Source organism: Neisseria sp. P0016.S008 (assembly GCF_051957775.1).
Classification (GTDB): domain Bacteria; phylum Pseudomonadota; class Gammaproteobacteria; order Burkholderiales; family Neisseriaceae; genus Neisseria; species Neisseria flavescens_B.
This window is the reverse complement of sequence record NZ_JBQCWB010000004.1, coordinates 159564-179848: the sequence shown is the minus strand read 5'-3', so window position 1 is coordinate 179848 and position 20285 is coordinate 159564. Positions and strand designations below refer to the sequence as shown.

Genomic DNA, 20285 nt, shown 5'->3' with positions numbered 1-20285 from the left:
AATGGCAGCATTTCGGAGGTCGGCCATCGTTTGTCAGTACTGGGCAGTTTGTTTGCCTTCTTGGAATGATTGCTGGTGATATGCGTTTGAATAGTAATGGATTAGAGTAGAAATACAGTTGATAGTTTCAATACAATATTTAATATGTTGTTTTTATAATGAATCAATACGATGTGGTATTGTTTAATTGTTTATTGTCATATCAATGGTATTGTTATTGATGATGTAATCTTGCGCTATTTTTAGGTAAGGTGTCGGTAAGAAAAGAGAGATTTTAAGAAAGAAAAATTACGGGCTATGCCCGCACTTATTATGGAGATGATGTTTTGTTGATATTTCAAGACATGAGGCCGTCTGAAAATAAATTCAGACGGCCTTAATCTTAGAAAAGGCCGTCTGAAAAAAGCGGTACGCTGAGTTTATACGTTAAACAAGAAGTGCATCACATCGCCGTCTTGTACGACGTATTCTTTGCCTTCCACACGCATTTTGCCTGCTTCTTTGGCTTTGGCTTCGCCGCCTAAAGCGATGAAATCTTCGTAGGAGATAACTTGGGCGCGGATGAAGCCGCGTTCAAAGTCGGTGTGAATCACGCCGGCAGCTTGTGGGGCTGTGTCGCCTTTGTGGATGGTCCAAGCGCGGACTTCTTTGACACCGGCGGTGAAGTAGGTTTGCAGGCCTAAGAGGTCGTAGCCTGCACGAATCAGGCGGTTCAGGCCCGGTTCTTCCAAGCCCATTTCGGCGAGGAATTCGGCTTTTTCGTCCTCTTCCAATTCGGCGATTTCGCTTTCCATCGCGGCGCAAACGGCCACAACCGGCGCGTTTTCTTTTGCAGCCAATTCTTTCAGGCGGTCGAGGTGCGGGTTGTTTTCAAAACCGTCTTCGGAAACGTTGCCGACATACATGGCAGGTTTGGCAGTCAGCAGGAACAGCGGTTTGAGCATGGCGAGTTCTTCTGCGTCCAAACCGAAGGAGCGTACAGGCTTGCCTTCGTCCAGATGAGGCAGCAGTTTTTTGCACAGATCGACCAGTTTTTGCGCGTCTTTGTCGCCTGAACGGGCGCGTTTTTCTTCGCGGACGATGGCTTTTTCGACGCTGGCCAAGTCGGCCAGTGCCAATTCGGTGCCGATGGTTTCGATGTCGGCAATCGGATCGACTTTGCCTGCAACGTGAACGATGTTGTCGTCGTCAAAGCAACGTACAACGTTAACAATCGCGTCAGTCTCGCGGATGTTGGCGAGGAACTGGTTGCCCAAGCCTTCTCCTTTGCTCGCGCCCGCAACCAAACCGGCAATATCGACAAACTCGACGATGGCAGGCTGCATTTTTTGCGGATTGACGATTTTTGCCAATTCAGCCATACGCGGATCGGGGACTTCAACGATGCCGACGTTGGGTTCGATGGTACAGAAAGGATAGTTTGCCGCTTCGATACCCGATTGGGTCAGCGCGTTAAAGAGGGTGGATTTGCCGACGTTGGGCAAACCGACGATGCCGCATTTCAAGCTCATGGTTTTTCCTGAAAAGATAAAAGTTTAACGGCGGATTATAGCATATTGTGGAGGTACTCAAAACAGCCGCAATGCTGGTGTGTTTTTATGATAAAAGGCCGTCTGAAAATTGTTTCAGACGGCCTTTTTTCCGTACTGCCTTAACCGGTATTACGCAAACCTTGCGCCACGCCGTTGATGGTCAAGTGAACCATCAGCAGGGCGTGCGGATTATCGGGCTCTTTGCGCAGGCGTTTGAGCATGGCGACTTGCAGGCCGTTGAGGGCGTTCAGGTATGGAATCCTCAAGGCAAGCGAACGGGCGAGGCTGCGGTTGTCGCGCAGGAGCTCTTCGGTTTGCAACAAGTCGAGCAGTGCTTTGCGGCTGCGTTGGTATTCTTCCTTAATCATGCCGAAGATGACTTTTGCTTTATCGGGCGATTCGCTCAAGCCGGCATAGTTTTCCGCCAAGGTGATGTCGGTTTTCGCCATCACTTGCTCCATATTGGAGAGCATGGCTTGGAAGAACGGGTTGCTTTGGGCGTGTTCGCGCAGGGCGGCCAGTGTGTTGGGATTGCCTTCGCACAAGGTTTCCACTGCGCTGCCGAAACCGTACCAAGCCGGCAGCATGAGGCGGTTTTGCATCCATGAGAATACCCACGGAATTGCACGTAAGTCTTGAATCCGCGCCAGGGTTTTGCGGCTGGCGGGACGGCTGCCGAGGTTGAGGGTAGCGATTTCCTGAATCGGGCTGGTTTGCAGGAAGTAGTCGATGAAGTCGGGGTGGGTAATCAGTTCGCGGTAGTATTTGAACGATACGTCCGACAAATCCTGCATCAGTTTGGCATCAGGGTCTTTTTTATCCGGCAGGATGCTGGCTTCCAACGTCGCGGCAACCAAGGTTTCCAAGTTGCGTTGGGCATTGCCCGGGTCGGCGTATTTGGCGGTAATGACTTCGCCTTGCTCGGTAATGCGGATTTGTCCGGCAACGCTGCCTGCAGGTTGCGCCAAAATGGCTTGGTAAGAAGGGCCGCCGCCGCGACCTACGCTGCCGCCGCGGCCGTGGAACAGACGCATGCGGACATCGTATTTTTTGAAGAGTTCGACCAAGCCCAACTCTGCCTGATACAGACACCATGAGCTGGTAACGTAGCCGCCGTCTTTGTTGGAGTCGGAGTAGCCGAGCATGATTTCTTGGATGTTGCCGCGGCTTTCGAGCAGGGCATCATACCAGTCGAGGCGGAACATGGTTTCCATGACCGGGCAGGCGTTTTCGAGCGCTTCAATGGTTTCAAACAGAGGCACGATATTGATGCGGCTGTGCGGTTTGCCGTTTTCCACCACCAACAGGCCGCTTTCTTTCAGCAGCAATGCCAAGGCGAGCAGGTCGCTGGGTTGTTCGCAGTTGGAAATAATGCTTTGTGTAACGGCATCTTCACCAAATTCGTCTTTGATTTTGCGCGCTTCGTTGAAAATTGCCAATTCGTGACGGGTATGGTCGCTGTATGTGATGAACGGGCTGTACAGCGGACGTTGATGGCTCAATTCGCGCAACAGGGCGGCTTGTTTTTGCTCTTCGTTCAGGCTGTTGTAGTCTTCCAAGCCTGCGTGTTGGAAAAGCTCTGCAACCACATCGGCGTGTTTGCCTGCGTGTTGGCGCAGGTCAAGCGGCATCATGTGGAAGCCGAATACGGACACGCTGCGGATAATATTGGCCAGACGGCCTTCTGCCAGCAGTTGGCTGCCGTTTTCCTGGAGCGAGCGTTGCAGTTTTTTCAGGTCGTTGAGGAACTCTTCAACCGTGGCATAAGGCTCGAGGAAGCCGAATTTGCAGCCCATGCCCAAACCGAGTGAGCGCGCTTTGCCCATGGCGCGTGCCATGATGTAGGCGATGGCGCGGCGGTAGGGTTCTTCGGTACGGGCGATTTCTTCATCAGGCGAGAGGGCTGCCAGTGCCATCACGTCGTCGTTGACTTTGACGCGGCGGATGGAGAGCGGCAATTCGCGGTAAAGTTTGTCGAGTTCGCCGCGATAGAAACGGAACACTGCGTCGGCATGCCGTCTGAACGCAAAACGCAAGGTTTCGGCAGAAACGAACGGGTTACCGTCACGGTCGCCGCCGATCCAGCCGCCGATTTTGAGGATATTCGGAACGCGGACACCGGGGTAGGCCGTCTGAAAATCGCGTTCCATTGTGCGGTAGAGCTTGGGCAGGGCTTCAAAGAAGCTCATTGGGAAGATGGATACACCGTTGTTGATTTCGTCGTTGACGCTGAGTTTGTGGCGGCGCGTTTCACTGGTCTGCCACAGGCCCAAAAGCACGGTGTCGATTTCGCGGCGCAACTGAGCCAGTGCTTCGGGGTTGGTGCAGCGTTCGCGTTGCGGCAGCAGCGCGCGGATGCGGCGGTTGAAGCTCAAGACGGTTTGGCGTTGCACTTCGGTCGGGTGCGCGGTCAAAACGGCGGTAACGACTGTATTGTCCAGTTGTTGTTGCACCGCTTTGCCATTGATTTTTCCGGCTTTGAGTTTGCGCACGGTTTCCGTCAGGCTGCCTTCGGCGCTGTTGTGTCCGGCTTCTTCGTGGATTTGGCGGCGGCGTTCGTGGTGCACGTCTTCGGCGATGTTCAAAATCTGTGCGAACAGGCCGCAGGCCAAGGTTAAATCGTGGGTTTGTTGTTCGTCCAATTGCGGCAACACCTTCTCAATCAAGGCAGCGCTGTCGTCTGAAGTCGATAATAACTTAACGGTTTCGACCACCAAAGGCGACGCTTCCTCATGCAGCAGATTGAACAGAGACTGTTTTAAAAATTCCGCATCCGCTGCCAAAGCGGCATCTTTTGGATTATTTAAGATATGCAGTTGCATGATTTTTCTCTTATTTAAATGTTAATTTGGGTTTGTCCTGAATCCATTGTATAGCAAATTTTTGTAAACTGCCAATGCTGCCGTCCGATACATTTCAAACCAGAAAACAGCCGTCCGTATCCGCCGCGTGGCCGGTGTCTGTAAAATGCCGTAAAATATTGACTGTCAAAACAGAGGCGAGAACCCCATGATCGAATTCCCCAACCAGCCCGATTTTCCTGAGCAACACACCGCCGTCGCCGTCGGTACCGTCAACATGAGCCAGCAGGCGATACGGGTGTTGATAGAGAATGCCACCGAAAAGGCAAGTATCCTGACCATCGCCCGCGTTGCCGCCATTCAGAGCATCAAACAGACCGCCAACCTGATTCCGCTGCACCTGCCCGGTCGCATCATCGGCGTGCAGGTTGATTTCGATATTAACGTTGAGCTGGCCTGTCTGAAGGCCACGCTGACCGTCCAAGCGAACAGCAACGGCAGCATTGCCACCGAAGCCCTGACTGGCCTCAATTTGGCGCTCTTGAGCGTTTACGACATGATGAAAGACGTTGACCGCAATATGATGCTCAGCGGCATCCGCCTCGAATCCGAAACCAGCAGCGAAGGCCGTCCTTTCCTGTTTGACAACGCATACGAAAATATTAATTTCTAAACCATTCAGGCCGTTTGAACATTGGGTTTCAGACGGCCTTATTTATATGATGAACGATCAACAACTCCTGCGGTTCAGCCGCCATATCTTGCTTGACGAAATCGGTATCGAAGGCCAAGAAAAACTCTTGGCCGCCCATGTGCTTGTTGTCGGTTGCGGCGGGCTGGGTGCGGCGGCCTTGCCGTATCTTGCCGCCGCCGGTATCGGCAGCCTGACGATTGCCGATGCCGATACCATCGACGAGACCAACCTTCAACGCCAAATCACGTTTACCGAAGCCGACATCGGTAAAAACAAGGCTTTGGTCATGCAAGGCCGTCTGAAACAGATCAACAGCCAAACACACATTACAGCCATTGCCGAATTTCTCGATGAGGTCAGGCTTGTCGAATTGGCAAACGCCGCCGACATCATCCTCGATTGTTCCGACAATTATCCCACGCGCCAGGCGGTCAACCGCGCCGCCGTTGCCACGCGCACGCCTTTGGTTTCCGCCGCGGCCGTCGGCTTTGACGGACAAATCGCCGTGTACCGTCCCGATCTTCCCGATACGCCTTGCTATGCCTGTCTGTTTGACGGCGAACAAGCCAGCGACGGCGCTTGTGCATTGTTCGGCGTTTTTTCGCCGTTGGTCGGCGTTATCGGAACGACCCAAGCCGCCGAAGCGCTTAAAGTGCTGATTGGTATCGGTACGCCGTCGCACGGCAAACTTTCTACCTATAACGCATTGAGCGGAAAATGGCAGCAATACGGGGTGAGACACAATCCCGAATGCCCGGTTTGCAGCGGCCGTTAAAGACAAAAAGCAGGGTAGGGGTTTCGACATTGCCTAAGCCAATCCGCTAGAGTAATCATACTTATCTTTCATTAAACTTGAAGGAAGGCGTTTCTGCCCTTTTCAGACGGCCTGTGGCACGATATGATTCAATGATTAATAAATTTTTTGAGGCCGTCTGAAAAAGGATAAGGAGAAACCGGCTTAATGAATATTATTCGTGCCTTATTGGTGGTATTGGGTTGCCTAGCTTTGGGCGAGGCAACCGTTTGGATTTTGGGGTTGAAGCTGCCGGGCAGCATTGTCGGCATGGGTTTGCTGTTTGCCGCGCTTCAGGCCGGCTGGGTCAAATTGTCTTGGGTGGGAGAACTGGCAGACATTTTGATGGCAAACCTGACTTTATTTTTGGTGCCGCCTTGCGTGGCCGTCATCAGCTATTTGGATGTGATTGCAAACGACAGGTTTTCGATTTTGACGGCCACCATCGGCAGTACGATCTGCGTATTGTTGGTGACCGGCAAAGTGCATGAGTGGGTCAGGAGGCGGATGTGATGAATATAGACGGGTTGTTGCGCATGCCCTCGGTCATGCTGTTCCTGACTTTGGCCGTATATGCTTTGGCGGTGCAGATTCGGGCGCGTACGGGGAATGTGCTGTGTAATCCGGTATTGATCAGTACGCTGGTGTTGATGGGGTATTTGAAGGTATTTGCCATCGATTACGAGCTATACCATTCTGCTTCGCAATTTATTGATTTTTGGTTGAAACCGGCAGTCGTGTTGCTGGCCGTGCCGCTTTATCGAAATTGGGACCGTATCCGCAGCCAGTGGTTGCCGGTGGTGTTGTCGCAGTTGGCGGGCAGCGTGACAGGCATTGTTACAGGCGTGTATTTTGCCAAATGGCTGGGTGCTTCGCGCGAAGTGATTTTGTCGCTGGCTCCCAAATCAGTGACTAACCCGATTGCGATTGAAATCACGGCGTCTATCGGCGGTATTCCGGCGATTACGGCGGCAACGGTGATTATTGCCGGGCTTTTTGGACAGATGGCCGGATATAAAGTGTTGAAAGGGGCGTTGTATATGCCTTCTTCAGTGGGAATGTCTTTGGGGACAGCCTCACATGCGATGGGTATTGCGGCGTCTTTGGAATACGGCCGCCGTATGGCCGCATATGCCGGCTTGGGCTTGACGCTCAACGGTGTGTTGACGGCGATATTGGTGCCTATCTTGATTCCCTTATTGGGCGTATAGCGTTTAGGCCGTCTGAAAATAGTGTAAACAGGAGAAAATGATATGGCTGTAAATTTGACTGAAAAACGTGCAGACGAATTGTTGGAAATCGACGGCATCCGTCTGTTTACAGGTCGTGCCGGCATCAAGCAACAAGACCGCGACGATTTGACGCTGATGGTGTTGGGCGGCGGACATACGGTGGGCGCGGTGTTTACGCAAAACCGTTTCTGCGCCGCGCCGGTGCATATCGCCAAGTCGCATCTGTTTGACCAAGACGGCGTGTGTGCCTTAGTCATCAATACGGGCAATGCCAATGCGGGTACCGGCGCACAAGGCCGTCTGGACGCGATTAAAGTGTGCGCGGCGGCGGCAGAACAGGTCGGCTGCCAATCCAATCAGATTATGCCGTTTTCAACCGGCGTGATTTTAGAGCCATTGCCTGTGGATAAAATCGTGGCCGCTTTGCCGCAAGTTCGCCCTGCATTCTGGTCGGACGCGGCTCGTGCCATCATGACGACGGATACTGTACCGAAAGCTGCTTCACGCACAGGCTTGGTCGGCGAGAAACACACAGTCCGCGCGACCGGTATCGCCAAAGGTTCGGGCATGATTCATCCGAACATGGCGACCATGTTGTCGTTTATCGCTACCGATGCCAAAGTGTCCCAACCGATTTTGCAGCTGATGACGCAAGAAATCGCAGACGAAAGTTTCAATACGATTACCGTGGACGGCGATACCAGTACCAACGACAGCTTCGTGATTATGGCGACAGGTCGTTGCGGTCAGAGCGAAATCGACAATACCGCCGATCCGCGCTATGCGCAGCTCAAAGCCTTGCTCGGTTCGCTGGCTTTGGAACTGGCACAGGCGATTGTCCGTGATGGCGAGGGTGCAACCAAGTTCATCACGGTTGAAGTGCAAAACGCAAAAAACCGCGAAGAGGCGTGCAAAGTGGCTTATGCCGTCGCCCATTCGCCTTTGGTGAAAACCGCTTTCTTTGCCTCCGACCCGAACTTGGGCCGTCTGTTGGCCGCCGTCGGCTATGCCGGTATTGAAGACTTGGATGTCGATGCTTTGAAAATGTGGCTGGATGACGTGTTAGTGGCCGAAAACGGCGGCCGCGCGGAAAGCTATACCGAAGAGGCCGGACAAGCCGTGATGAACCGTCCGGAAATTACCGTCCGCATCGATTTGCAACGCGGCGATACGACGGCGGCCGTCTATACCTGCGATTTGTCGCACGAGTATGTGTCGATTAACGCGGATTACCGTTCTTAAAAACCTTTATTCTTGTTTTCAGACGGCCTTTGAGAAAAGTATCAAGGCCGTCTGAACACATTGACTGCGTGTTTATGATGAAATTTCCCCAGGCTTGGGCGGCGCGCCTCGCCCACAAAATCCGCCAAACCAAACGCCTGTCGAAAAAGAGCATTGCCTTTCTGTTTTTGCTGGCAGGATCGGCACTGGTTGCCCTGACGGCTTTGATGTTTGCGTACTTGGCGGATTTGGCTTTGGAATGGAACGCCTTGTTGGTGGGAAAATATCCGTGGTTTGCGTGGGTGGCTTTGCCGCTGGGTTTGCCGCTTTTGGCGTGGTTTACGCGTAAATTTGCGCCGTACACTTCCGGCAGCGGTATTCCGCAGGTTATTGCTTCTTTGTCTTTGCCTTATGGCGCGCAGAAAACCCGTCTGATTCGTCTGGGCGAAACCTTTTTCAAAATTCCGCTGACGTTTTGCGCCATGCTGTTGGGAGCTTCTGTCGGCAGGGAAGGGCCGTCTGTACAAGTGGGCGCGGCGGTGATGAACGCTTGGGGCGCGTGGTGTAAAAAGCACGGGCTGGCGTTTAGGGGCATGCAGGAAAACGATTTGATTGCCGCAGGTGCGGCGGGCGGTTTGGCGGCGGCGTTTAACGCGCCTTTGGCCGGCGTGGTCTTTGCCATCGAAGAATTGGGGCGCGGCGTGCTTTTGCGTTGGGAGCGCCAGATCCTGATGGGCGTGTTGGCGGCCGGTTTCATTCAAGTGGCGATACAGGGCAACAACCCGTATTTTTCAGGGTTTCAAGGACACGAGCTGCCAAATATGCTGATGTGGGCCGCGGTGTCGGGCATTGTCTGCGGCGTGGCTGGCGGATTGTTCGGCAGCTTTTTGTATCGCGGCGCGGCAGCATTCGCGCCGGTACGCTGGCGCAGTTTCATCCGCCGTCATTTGTTGGTGGTCGCTTTTGTGATGGGTATCTTACTGGCGCTGCTCGGTACGTTTTATCAAGGCAAAACCTATGGCACGGGCTATCACGAAGCCGCAGCCGCTCTTAAAGGCGCGTATGAAGCGCCGTTCGGCTTGGCCGCCGCGAAATGGGCGGCGACCGTGTTCAGCTATTGGGCAGGCATTCCCGGCGGCATCTTCACGCCGTCGTTAACCATCGGTGCGATGATAGGCGAACACATGGCTTCTTTCGCGCAACTGGGCGACGCGTCCAATGTCGCGGTTTTGCTCTGCATGGCCGCATTCCTTGCCGCCGCGACCCAATCGCCGTTGACCGCCGCCGTGGTGGTAATGGAAATGACGGGCGGACAGAATTTACTGTTTTGGATGTTGCTGACTTGCATCTTCGCTTCGCAAGTATCGCGCCAATTCTCGCCGCATCCGTTTTACCACGCCGCAGGTTTGCGCTTCAGACGGCATATCGAAGCTGAAAGCGGATATGTTCAGCATGAGAAAAAAGAATAGGTCGGCACATAAAAGGCCGTCTGAAAATCGATTTCAGACGGCCTTTGTTATGTGGTTTAAAGCTGTATTACGGTTTATTTAAACAGCAAAATCAGCAGTAAAACAACCGCAATCACACCCAGCCACAGGCTTTGGCGTTGCTGTACTTTGACCAGATGCACATAGGCATCGCGCATTTCCTGTTGACGGTTTTCATCAATCAGCGCACTGATTTTGCGCGGCAGGGAAGGGATGATTTGCGCCCAGTCGGGGGCTTCGTTTTTGAGGTTGCGCCAAAGGGCTTTGGGGCCGACTTGTTCGTTCATCCAGCGCACCAAAAACGGTTTGGCGGTTTTCCACAAGTCCAAATCGGGATCAAGCTGGCGGCCCAAGCCTTCGATGTTGAGCAGCGTTTTTTGCAGCAACACAAGCTGCGGTTGGATTTCGACATTGAAGCGGCGGCTGACTTCAAACAGGCGCATCAGTACCAAGCCGAAGGAAATCTGCGAAATCGGTTTGTTGAACACCGGTTCGCACACGGCGCGGACAGCCGCTTCCAATTCTTCCGCTCGCGTGTCGGCAGGCACCCAGCCCGATTCGATGTGGGCGGTAGCGACGCGGTGGTAATCACGGTTGAAGAAGGCAAGGAAGTTGATGGCAAGATAGCGCTTGTCGTAATCGGTCAGCGTGCCGACAATGCCGAAATCGAGTGCGATGTAGCGGTTGTCGGCGGCAACCAGAATATTACCGGGGTGCATATCCGCATGGAAAAAGCCGTCTCGGAAAACTTGCGTGAAGAAGATTTCCACGCCGTAATCGGCAAGTTTGTGTAAATCGATGCCGTCTGCTTTGAGTTTGGCAATATCGGATACCGGCGTGCCGTCCATCCATTCGATGGTCAGCACGTCGCTGGTGCAGTAGTCGTAAAACACCTTCGGCACAATCAGCATATTGCTGTTTTGGAAATTGCGTCCGAGTTGGCTGGCATTGGCGGCTTCGCGCATCAAGTCCAATTCGTCGTGCAGGTATTTGTCAAATTCGGCCACCACTTCGCGCGGCTTCAAACGCTTGCCGTCTGAAAACAAACGTTCCACCCAGCCTGCACCAAAGCGCATCAGCGACAAATCCTGTTCGATAACGGGCAGAAGGTTGGGACGCAAGACTTTCACTGCGACCTGTTCGCCCGAATGCAGGCGGGCTTTGTGTACCTGGGCAATGGATGCGCTGGCGACGGGTTCGGTTTCAAATTCCGCGTATAAAGTGTCGATGGATTGGCCTAAAGATTTTTCGATTTGCGAGCGCGAAAGCTGCGCGTCAAACGGCGGCACTTTGTCTTGCAGCCTTGCCAGTTCGACCGCGTAATCATGCGGAATCAAATCGGGGCGCGTCGATAATACCTGTCCGAATTTGATGAAAATCGGCCCCAGACTTTCCAAAGCCAAACGCAGGCGCACGGCAGGCATCTCGTGTTTGAACTTGGACGACTGCGGCAGCATACTGAGGAAAGTCCGCGCCCAACCCGGACGGACCAGCGAGGCAATCAGCTCGGCAAGGCGGTAGCGGTAGAGCGTGCAGAGGATGGTTTTAATGCGTTTGAGGCGGTTCATGATGGACGCAGATAAATCGAAAAAACAGAATTATATAGGAAAAACGGGCAAGGGCTTCAGACGGCCTGAGACTTTTGCAAAAACATTTGCCGCATAGCTAACAATTTTATAAAGGCTAAGGTTTTGCCGCCTCAATAAAAAGACGAATATTCGCATCATAAATATTCGTCGGCTACTTGCCCAAACCGCCGATTCAAGACATAATCGGGAAATGTGCAGGAGAGTGTTACACCCAACTACAATGTAACCACCGAAGGCGCAGACACCCTTAAATCGCTCAGGTATCAGGGACTGCACATTGAAACAAACAATCTGGAGAGCGGCGTTAGAATAACGTCCACCGAAGGGGAGAAGGCCGTCTGAACCACCATTCAGACAACCGCGCAAAGCAGTGAGCAGACTGGTTTGCCATCATGCGGATACGGCCGAAAATCTCAGGTTCAAGGACAGATAGGGTCATCCGCGCATAGGTGCGCGGGCGGCATCTGAACAAAAAATCCGGAGAAACTTGAGAATGACTGCACTGAAAACCACCCCATTTCATCAAGCCCATCAAGATGCAGGCGCGAAGCTGGTCGATTTTGCTGGCTGGGAGCTGCCCATCCATTATGGTTCACAAATCGCCGAACACGAAGCCGTGCGCACCGACGCCGGTATGTTTGACGTATCCCATATGCTCGTTACCGACGTAGCAGGCGCAAATGCCAAAGCCTTTTTCCGCAAATTGATTGCCAACGATGTCGCCAAACTCGCTTTTGTCGGCAAAGCCCTTTATTCCGCTTTGCTCAACGACAACGGCGGCGTGATTGACGACTTGATCGTTTACCGCACCAATGAAGCCGAAACCCAATACCGCATCGTGTCCAACGGCGCGACCCGCGAAAAAGACACGGCGCAATTCCACAAAGTCGGACAAGAGTTCGGCGTTGCCTTCAATCCGCGCTACGACCTCGGCATGCTTGCCGTACAAGGCCCGAAAGCCATCGAAAAACTCCTGACCGTCAAACCTGAATGGGCAGACGTGATTCACGGCCTCAAACCGTTCCAAGGTGCAGACTTGGGCAACGACTGGTTTGTCGCCCGTACAGGCTATACCGGCGAAGACGGCGTTGAAGTGATTCTGCCTGGCACCGAAGCCGTCGCATTCTTCAAAGCCCTGCAAGCAGCAGGCGTACAGCCTTGCGGCCTCGGCGCACGCGACACCCTGCGCATGGAAGCCGGCATGAACCTCTACGGCAACGATATGGACGACAATACCAGTCCGCTCGAGGCAGGCATGGGTTGGACGGTTGATTTGAAAGACGAAAGCCGCGATTTCGTCGGTAAAGCCGCCTTGCTGGCATTGAAAGAAAAAGGCGTTGCCGTCAAACAGGTTGGCTTATTGCTCGAAAAAGGCGGCATCCTGCGCGCGCATATGGAAGTGTTGACCGACAAAGGCCAAGGCGAAACCACCAGCGGCGTATTCTCCCCAAGCCTGAAACAATCCATCGCCATCGCGCGCGTACCGAAAGACTTTGACGGCGATACCGCCAAAGTCCTGATTCGTGGCAAAGAAGTGGACGTGCGTGTACTGAAGCTGCCGTTTGTCCGCAACGGTCAAAAACAGTTTGATTAATATCGGTTCAGACGGCCTTTATTTGTTAAGGGTCGTCTGAAAGCAGGTTTTAAGGAATTGTTGTTTCCTATGAAAGCAACCTTTGGCAGTTTATTGTTGTTATTGATGTTATCGGCTTGCGCTTCGTCTGCCAGCGAGCGCGGATTGATGTTTTTCGATACAGAAGGAAAATCCCGTACTGCAACATTTATGAAAACCGTTGGCGGCAATGGAAAGATTGCCGGCGAGGTGACGATAGACGGGGAATATGCTCTTGATATTATCCGCATGAATGATGATTTGAGTATTGCCGTGCAAGATAATAAGGGTAGAAGCCGTGCTGCCGACCTGAAATCATTGTCGCAAGCGAAATCATTTACCCTGTTTACGTTCAGCCGTTATGCAGGAACAGTTGAAGTGGATAAAGTATCGGCTGTTACAGGCATTTGTGCAGATTACCGCAGCAAAGGCCTGAAGGTTGCCGTTGCAGACAATATGAGGTCCAAACAAGGAATCGTTGTATTCCGCGCAAGCGGCGTAATGGCAAGTAACAAGCGCAAGATAAACGAAGCATATTTGGATTATTCTGCATCCCCTAAACTTCCTTCCGCCCAAAAGCAAAAATTGGAACAAGATAAAAACAATATGATTGCCGTCCATTACGGACGCTTGGAAGAATTAATCGCACGAGGTATCTGCGCACGTTAAGCTGTGCAGATGCCGTCTGAAAATAACCCCCTATCAATGGAGTATCAAACCATGAGCAACATCCCAGCAGAACTGAAATACGTTGCCAGCCACGAATGGCTGCGCCTTGAAGAAGACGGTACCATCACTGTCGGTATTACCCATCACGCGCAAGAGCTGTTGGGTGACATCGTATTTGTCGAGCTGCCAGAAGTCGGCGCAAACCTGGCTGCCGAAGAGCAAGCCGGTGTGGTTGAGTCTGTGAAAGCCGCATCTGACGTATACGCGCCGATTGCAGGCGAAGTCGTTGCCGTCAACGAAGATTTACCAAGCGCTCCGGAAACTGCCAACAGCGACCCTTACGGCGCAGGCTGGTTCTTCAAAATCAAACCTGCCAACCCTGCCGATTACGACGGTCTGCTGACTGCCGAACAATACGCAGGCGAAGTAGCTTGATTTTTGCAAACATTCAAACAGGTTTTTCATCTGTTTGATATTGCAGGTCTTAGGTCGTCTGAAAAATGCTTTCAGACGGCCTTTGTTTCAAATTTTCCTCAGCAAACATGAATTACTGCGAATTTGTCGCCACGCTTCCCGACGATACGGACAACCCCAACAAACATTATCACGACACGCAATACGGTTTTCCGATTGAGGACGACAATGAATTGTTTGAGCGGCTGGTGTTGGAAATCAATCAGGCAGGATTAAGCTGGACGCTGATGCTGAAGAAGCAACAGGCATTTCAGACGGCATTTAAAGGTTTTGACATCGATACGGTCGCCGCATTTGACGAAGCCGATATTGAGCGGCTGCTTGCCGATGCAGGCATCGTCCGCAACCGCCTGAAAATCAACGCAGCCATTTATAACGCGCGACAAATCAAACAAATACAGCAAGAATACGGCTCATTCAAAAACTGGCTGGATGCGAACCATCCGCTCGACAAGGTTGAATGGGTGAAGCTGTTTAAAAAACATTTCAAATTTGTCGGCGGCGAAATCGTCGGCGAATTTCTGATGAGTACCGGCTACCTGCCCGGCGCGCATGTGGAAACCTGTCCGGTTTATAGGGAAATATTGGCATGTCGTCCAAAGTGGGCGGAGGCCGTCTGAAGCTTAGTTCGGGCAATATGCGTTATGAAAAAAATTAAAAAATGAATATTATAAAACCCTCTACCGTAATCCTTTTGGTGCTGTCTACATTTTTGACAGCCTGTTTCTCTTCTTCAGGCAAAAAACTTCCATCTGTTGAAGAAATTTTAATACGACCGGAAGTGTCAAAACCGAAGGTAGTGGTCGCCCCCACGCCTGATGGAGAAAAAGGAGGAGTATTATCAGTATTATCAGTTATCAACGAAAAAGGCGGTGTTGATGGCGCAGTATGCCGTGATGAGCAGGTAAGTAGGGCATTATGCAATGCTGCATTAGCGGAGAAACGTCAAAAACGTTATCAACCTACTCAGAATTGTTCTAATTCAATCGATGAAAATGGCCAAGCGCAGACAGTATGCCAAAATGTCCCCGCGTATGCGGAATATATCTATCTGCTGTATGGAAAACATGACAATTTTGCAGGAGGTGTCTACCGTAAACTAAATGTAAGTTATCCAAGATTATCACAAGAGAATGGGGAAGAAGGAAAGATTGTGTTAAAGGTTTTGGTTTCACCCAAAGGTGGTTTGGATAGCGTTAAAATTTTGCAAAGTTCAGGCCACACTAGATTGGACAAAGCAGCTAAGGCAGCTATGAGCAGAGGTATCTTTCTACCTACTGTAACAAACGGTCAACCTGTTTGGTCGCAGTTTAATACTCCAGTCAACTTCAAACTTGAATAGACAGTAGAACCAAATTAAAGTTTTTATGAGTAGACTTGGAACGTTGGAAAGAGCAACGCGGCAAACATAGTCGGTTTAGCCAAGCTATATCTTTTCCAATTTGAGAATTGAAAACTAAAAAACATACTCACATGACCGATATTTTGGTGCATCATCGTTTTACGACATGATGTCCATGTTGCCGAAGCCTGTCCGGCGCCGCTGTAACGTAAAACAAGTGGATATCGTCATCTGACCCCCAAAACATCTGCCCTTGGCGGCAGCTTCCTACAACACCGAAGGAGTAGAAATGAAACTATCTGAATTGTTCAACCCGAACGAATTTGCCGCGCGCCATTTGAGCTTTGGCGACGAGGCTGCGCTTTTGGAAGCGCTGGGCGAGAAGAGCATGGATGATTTTGTCGGCAATACCGTGCCGCAAAGCATCCGTATGCCGTCCGAACTCGACCTGCCCGGGGCTTTGACCGAGGCGGACGCGTTGGCGAAATTGAAAGGTATCGCGTCTAAAAACGTGATCAACAAGTCCTATATCGGCTTGGGCTATTACCCGACCCGCGTGCCGAATGTGATTTTGCGCAACGTATTGGAAAATCCGGGTTGGTACACCGCCTACACCCCGTATCAGGCGGAAATTGCCCAAGGTCGTTTGGAAGCTTTGTTGAACTTCCAACAAGTGTGTATCGATTTGACCGGTTTCCCTGTGGCAGGCGCGTCTTTGCTGGACGAGGCAACTGCCGCTGCTGAAGCGATGGCGATGGCGCACCGCGTGGGCAAAGTGAAATCCGAGCGTTTCTTTGTGGATGCGCGCGTGTATCCGCAAACTTTGGACGTGATGAAAACCCGCGCCAAATATTTCGGTTTTGAACTGGTGGTTGGAGATTTTGCCCAAGCTGATGACGGCGAATACTTCGGCGCGCTGTTCCAATACGTCGGTAAAGACGGCGACGTACAAGATTTGCAGGATGTTATCGGTCGTCTGAAAGCAAAAGGCACAATCGTGGCCGTTGCCGCCGACATCATGAGCTTGGTTTTGCTGAAGTCTCCGGCTGAATTGGGCGCGGATATTGCTTTGGGTAACACCCAACGCTTCGGTGTGCCGATGGGCTTCGGTGGTCCGCACGCCGCTTATTTCGCGTTTAAAGACGAGTTCAAACGTTCTGCTCCGGGCCGCATCATCGGCGTATCCAAAGACGCATCGGGCAAACCTGCCTTGCGCATGGCTTTGTCCACCCGCGAGCAACACATCCGCCGCGAAAAAGCGACATCCAATATTTGTACCGCGCAGGCATTGCTGGCGAACTTGGCCGGTATGTATGCCGTTTACCACGGCCCTGAAGGCGTGAAACGCATTGCCAACCGCATTCATGCGCTGGCTTCTACCTTTGCCAATGCGCTGGTTTCAGACGGCCTGAATGTGGTTCATAAAGTCTTCTTCGATACCGTTACCGTCGATTTCGGCAGCAAAGAGAAAGCAGACCAAGTGTTTGCCGCTGCTTTGGAATCGGGTTACAACCTGCGCCGCGTTAACGATACTCAAGTTGCGGCTGCATTCCATGAAACGTCGGCATACGAAGATTTGGTCGATTTGTACCGCGCGTTTACCGGCAAAGATACGTTCACATTTGCCGATGACGTCAAAGGCCGTCTGAACGCCGAATTGCTGCGTCAGGACGACATTCTGCAACACCCTGTGTTCAATAGTTACCATACCGAACACGAAATGTTGCGCTACCTGAAAAAACTCGAAGACCGCGACTTGGCGATGAACCGTAGCATGATTTCATTGGGCAGCTGTACCATGAAACTCAACGCGACTGCGGAAATGTTGCCGATTACTTGGACAGAGTTCACCGACATCCACCCCTACGCCCCCAAAGACCAAGCCGCAGGCTACCGCGCGCTTTTGACCGACATGGAAAACAGCCTGAAAGCCATCACCGGCTTTGACGCGATTTCCTTCCAGCCCAACTCCGGCGCGCAGGGCGAATACAGCGGTATGCTGTCCATCCGCCGCTATCAAGAAGCCAACGGCGAGGGACACCGCAACATCTGCCTGATTCCCAAATCTGCCCACGGCACCAACCCTGCGACTGCCGCTATGCTGGGTTTGAAAGTCGTCGTTGTCGATACCGACGAACACGGCAACGTCAACATCGACGATTTGAAAGCCAAAGCCGAGCAATACCGCGACGCTTTGTCCGCCATCATGATTACTTACCCGTCCACCCACGGCGTGTACGAAGAAGGCATCCGCGACATCTGCCGCATCATCCATGAAAACGGCGGACAGGTTTACATGGACGGCGCCAACCTCAACGCCCAAATCGGCATCATGCAGCCTGCCGAAGTCGGCGCGGACGTGTTGCACATGAACCTGCACAAAACCTTCTGTATCCCTCACGGCGGCGGCGGTCCTGGCGTCGGCCCTATCGGTTTGAAAGCTCACCTTGCCCCGTTTGCACCGGGACACGCTTTGACCGACACCCACAGCGCCAGTGCCGACCAAACCGCCGTTGCTGCTGCGGCCTTCGGTTCTGCGTCCATCCTGCCGATTACTTGGATGTACCTGACCATGATGGGCAAACAAGGCATGGAGCAGGCAACACGCTGGGCATTGCTCAACGCCAACTATGTTGCCAAACGTCTGAGCGAAGACTATCCGATTCTGTATACAGGCAAAAATGGCCGCGTCGCGCACGAATGTATCGTCGATTTGCGTCCGCTCAAAGCCGAAAGCGGCATCACCGAAACCGACATCGCCAAACGCCTGATGGACTACGGCTTCCACGCACCAACGGTTTCCTTCCCTGTTGCCGGCACGCTGATGATCGAGCCGACCGAGAGCGAAAGCAAAGCCGAACTCGACCGCTTCATCGCCGCCTTGAAACAAATCAAACAGGAAGTGCTGAAAGTTGAGCGCGGCGAATGGCCGAAAGAGGACAACCCGCTGGTTAACGCTCCGCACACCTCATCCGACGTAACCGGCGACTGGGCGCATCCGTACTCTCGTGAAGAAGCCGTCCTCCCATTGCCGTTCGTCCGCGAACACAAATTCTGGCCGAGCGTGAAACGGGTAGATGAAGTGTATGGCGACCGCAATCTGATTTGCTCCTGCTTGCCGATTGACGCATACGAAGATTAAGCCTGAATAGGTTTAAAATTGAACAGGCCGTCTGAAAATGAAAATAGTTTTCAGATGGCCTTTTGTTTGTTAAGATATTTCGCCCGGGAACATACATTTGTTTTTGGCAAAACAACGGATAAGGCATTCGGAAAAATAGACGGCAAATGCCTTTGCTTACGGATAAAACCAAACGGCTTCCCATAACGATAAGCAAAAGGCCGTCTGAAAAACAGGATAATACGATGGACGAACTTTTTATTCAAACGCTGACGATTGCCGGCTCAGATTCCGGAGGCGGCGCGGGCATACAGGCGGATTTGAAGACGTTTCAGATGCGCGGCGTGTTCGGCACCAGCGTACTGACAGCGGTTACCGCACAAAATACTTTGGGCGTATCGGCAGTGCATCCGATACCGACCGACATAATTGCCGCGCAAATTGCCGCGATTCAGGAGGATTTTCAAATCCGCGCTTATAAAATCGGCATGCTGGGTACGGCGGAAATCATCGAATGCGTGGCGGAACAAACCGCCGAATGCGACTTCGGTAAACGTGTGTTGGATCCGGTCATGATTGCCAAAGGCGGCGCGCCGTTGTTGGAAAACTCGGCCGTCGAAGCCATGAAACGCCTGCTGTTGCCGCATACGGACGTATTGACCCCCAATCTGCCCGAAGCGCAGGCTTTGACGGGTATCAATATTGAAAACCGCCAAGATGCGGAACGCGCCGCCAAAACTCTTCAGGATTGGGGCGTGAAAAATGTGGTGATTAAAGGAGGCCATCTTGCCGACAGCCAAAGCGAATATTGCACCGACTGGCTGTTTACGCCATACGAAACCATTGAGCTGAACAGCAAACGTTTCCCAACGCCGCATACACATGGCACAGGCTGCACGTTTTCTGCCTGCATCACTGCCGAGTTGGCAAAAGGGTTTAGCGTGCCCGAGGCAGTTCAAACGGCAAAAAACTATATTGCCGCCGCCATTTCCCATCCTTTGGGCATCGGGGCAGGGCACGGGCCGGTCAACCACTGGGCGTATCGGGACGAATAATGCGTTCAGACCAATTGTAATTGATTGTATTTTTCAGACGGCCTGACTAGGTTTATCACTTGAAATTGTTTACAATATCAGATTAATGCTTTTACGGATAAAAAAGACACCATGCAAGTTACCTCAAAATGGATAGACGGAATGTGCTTCGTCGGTACAACGGCAAACGGACACAGCGTTGTGATGGAAGGCGCGGCGGCTGAAGGCGAAGTCAAACGCGGCCCCAGCCCGATGGAAATGCTGTTGTTGGGTGTAGCAGGCTGTTCCAGCATCGATGTCGTGATGATTGCCGAGAAACAACGCCAAAAAATCACCGACTGCCGTGCCGAAGTGACTGCCAAACGCGCCGACACCGCGCCGCGCGTGTTTACCGAAATCCATATCCATTTCAAAGTGTATGGTCGGGATTTGCAAGAAAGCGCGATTGAACGCGCTGTACAGATGTCTGCCGAAAAATATTGCTCCGCATCGATTATGCTGGGCAAAGCGGCAAAAATGAGCCACAGCTTCGAGATAGTTGAAACAGAATAGGGCGGTTTTAGGGTGGGCGTGCAGGAGCGTGAACCGGCTACCCACAAAAAAAGCAGATATATTCACGCATTAACATGAATATATCTGCTTGCTTTTTATTCCTTTTTCTCTCTCTCTATCAGCCTTTATAAC

17 protein-coding genes and 1 riboswitch are annotated in these 20285 nt (G+C 52.1%); of the genes, 14 read left to right on the top strand and 3 right to left on the bottom strand.

The features are described from left to right. Positions 1-419 precede the first annotated feature (419 nt). Positions 420-1511 (bottom strand): redox-regulated ATPase YchF, encoded by a 1092-nt coding sequence (ychF, locus tag ACTHS8_RS06875; protein ID WP_002227634.1) that lies wholly within the window; start codon positions 1509-1511, stop codon positions 420-422. Between the two features lie 140 nt (positions 1512-1651). Further along, positions 1652-4354, bottom strand: a complete 2703-nt coding sequence (ppc, locus tag ACTHS8_RS06870) for a phosphoenolpyruvate carboxylase (protein WP_440373326.1) — start codon at positions 4352-4354, stop codon at positions 1652-1654. Between the two features lie 187 nt (positions 4355-4541). Here ppc and ACTHS8_RS06865 point away from each other — a divergent pair, with 187 nt between their 5' ends. From ACTHS8_RS06865 to ACTHS8_RS06840, 6 genes are all read left to right on the top strand, one after another. Further along, positions 4542-5006: a cyclic pyranopterin monophosphate synthase MoaC gene (locus tag ACTHS8_RS06865; protein ID WP_004519536.1), complete on the top strand. Its 465-nt coding sequence runs from the start codon at positions 4542-4544 to the stop codon at positions 5004-5006. A 49-nt stretch (positions 5007-5055) separates the two neighbouring features. Next, on the top strand, positions 5056-5802 hold the full coding sequence (locus ACTHS8_RS06860) for a HesA/MoeB/ThiF family protein (RefSeq protein WP_440373388.1): 747 nt from the start codon (positions 5056-5058) through the stop codon (positions 5800-5802). 186 nt (positions 5803-5988) lie between these two features. Further along, positions 5989-6333, top strand: coding sequence for a CidA/LrgA family protein (locus ACTHS8_RS06855; RefSeq protein WP_440373325.1), 345 nt, complete (start codon positions 5989-5991; stop codon positions 6331-6333). Then, complete coding sequence (locus ACTHS8_RS06850) at positions 6333-7031, top strand: LrgB family protein (protein ID WP_284675849.1); 699 nt, start codon at positions 6333-6335, stop codon at positions 7029-7031. Before ACTHS8_RS06855 ends, ACTHS8_RS06850 begins: the two co-directional genes overlap by 1 nt. Positions 7032-7073: 42 nt before the next feature. After that, entirely contained in the window at positions 7074-8294 is a 1221-nt protein-coding gene (argJ, locus tag ACTHS8_RS06845; RefSeq protein WP_440373324.1) for a bifunctional glutamate N-acetyltransferase/amino-acid acetyltransferase ArgJ, read from the top strand. Between the two features lie 77 nt (positions 8295-8371). After that, a complete protein-coding gene (locus ACTHS8_RS06840) occupies positions 8372-9742 on the top strand; it encodes a chloride channel protein (RefSeq protein ID WP_440373387.1) in 1371 nt (456 codons plus the stop codon). Positions 9743-9816: 74 nt separating this feature from the next. Here the strand turns inward: ACTHS8_RS06840 and ubiB are convergent, their stop codons facing one another. Beyond that, positions 9817-11328, bottom strand: coding sequence for a ubiquinone biosynthesis regulatory protein kinase UbiB (gene ubiB / locus ACTHS8_RS06835; protein ID WP_440373323.1), 1512 nt, complete (start codon positions 11326-11328; stop codon positions 9817-9819). Positions 11329-11534: 206 nt separating this feature from the next. Further along, positions 11535-11632: riboswitch (glycine riboswitch) on the top strand. Between the two features lie 210 nt (positions 11633-11842). Here ubiB and gcvT point away from each other — a divergent pair. From gcvT to ACTHS8_RS06795, 8 genes are all read left to right on the top strand, one after another. Further along, positions 11843-12943 (top strand): glycine cleavage system aminomethyltransferase GcvT, encoded by a 1101-nt coding sequence (gcvT, locus tag ACTHS8_RS06830; protein ID WP_063068453.1) that lies wholly within the window; start codon positions 11843-11845, stop codon positions 12941-12943. Positions 12944-13090: 147 nt separating this feature from the next. After that, complete coding sequence (locus ACTHS8_RS06825) at positions 13091-13630, top strand: hypothetical protein (protein ID WP_440373386.1); 540 nt, start codon at positions 13091-13093, stop codon at positions 13628-13630. 36 nt (positions 13631-13666) lie between these two features. Continuing rightward, the gene (gene gcvH / locus ACTHS8_RS06820) at positions 13667-14065 is read left to right on the top strand and encodes a glycine cleavage system protein GcvH (RefSeq protein WP_036492952.1); all 399 of its coding nucleotides are present in this window, start codon (positions 13667-13669) and stop codon (positions 14063-14065) included. Positions 14066-14172: 107 nt separating this feature from the next. After that, positions 14173-14724: a DNA-3-methyladenine glycosylase I gene (locus tag ACTHS8_RS06815; protein WP_440373322.1), complete on the top strand. Its 552-nt coding sequence runs from the start codon at positions 14173-14175 to the stop codon at positions 14722-14724. Between the two features lie 41 nt (positions 14725-14765). Further along, positions 14766-15446 carry an energy transducer TonB gene (locus ACTHS8_RS06810; RefSeq protein WP_440373321.1) on the top strand — a complete coding sequence of 227 codons (681 nt, stop codon included), beginning with the start codon at positions 14766-14768 and terminating at the stop codon, positions 15444-15446. 289 nt (positions 15447-15735) lie between these two features. Further along, complete coding sequence (gene gcvP, locus ACTHS8_RS06805) at positions 15736-18588, top strand: aminomethyl-transferring glycine dehydrogenase (RefSeq protein WP_440373320.1); 2853 nt, start codon at positions 15736-15738, stop codon at positions 18586-18588. Between the two features lie 224 nt (positions 18589-18812). Next, positions 18813-19622 (top strand): bifunctional hydroxymethylpyrimidine kinase/phosphomethylpyrimidine kinase, encoded by an 810-nt coding sequence (gene thiD / locus ACTHS8_RS06800; protein WP_049348120.1) that lies wholly within the window; start codon positions 18813-18815, stop codon positions 19620-19622. 111 nt (positions 19623-19733) lie between these two features. Continuing rightward, the gene (locus tag ACTHS8_RS06795) at positions 19734-20153 is read left to right on the top strand and encodes an OsmC family protein (protein ID WP_003679886.1); all 420 of its coding nucleotides are present in this window, start codon (positions 19734-19736) and stop codon (positions 20151-20153) included. The last annotated feature ends 132 nt before the right edge of the window (positions 20154-20285 follow it).